The 675-nt window shown below is 67.7% G+C and carries 1 pseudogene; it reads right to left on the reverse strand.

The window, feature by feature from the left end:
* Positions 1-78 precede the first annotated feature (78 nt).
* Positions 79-675: pseudogene (locus ACCD00_RS30710) on the reverse strand (allophanate hydrolase); the annotation flags it as partial.

The following is a 675-nucleotide window of genomic DNA, read 5'->3' on the forward strand; positions in this document are numbered from 1 at the left end:
GGTCAGACGCGTTACGGATGAAGGGCGCATTGCGCCGAGACCACGCCCTGAAACCGGGCGTGGCGGTTTTCGTTTGCGTTAATGCCATTGAGCAAGCATGCGTAGATGTTGCCCGTGCGCGACCTCCTGGACGACAGGCGATAAACGCAGTTCGGCGCCCGGCAGGCACTGCGCTAAGCGAGCCAGCGAGCGCGGGGTCAAGGCGCCCAGGCGTGGGTAGCCGCCGATGGTCTGGCGGTCGTTGAGCAGGATGATCGGTTGGCCGTCCGGCGGCACCTGGATAGCCCCCAGGGGAATGCCCTCGGAGATCAGCGCTGTGCCTTGGTAGTGCAGGGCTGGGCCGAGTAGGCGCACGCCCATGCGATCGGCCCTCGAGTCGACTTGCCAGGGGCTATTGAAGGCATCGAATAGGCTCTGCCCGGCGAAATCGGCGATCTGCGCGCCAAGCACGGTCTCCAGGGGTTTGGCCGAGCTTAGGTCAGGGATCTGGGTCGCCTCCAGTTCCCGTGGTGCCGGGGGGGGGGCGGACCAGCCGAGCCGATCGCCCGCTGTCAGTGCCAGCCCCGAGCCGTTGAGGCCGCCCAGGCCTTCACGGCAGACGGTGGCCTTGCTGCCCATGACAGGCGTCGCATCGAAACCACCGGGGGCCGCCAGGTAGGCGCCCGCGCCCTGCAC

Source organism: Pseudomonas sp. Pseusp3 (assembly GCF_047304225.1).
GTDB classification, from domain to species: domain Bacteria; phylum Pseudomonadota; class Gammaproteobacteria; order Pseudomonadales; family Pseudomonadaceae; genus Aquipseudomonas; species Aquipseudomonas fluorescens_CD.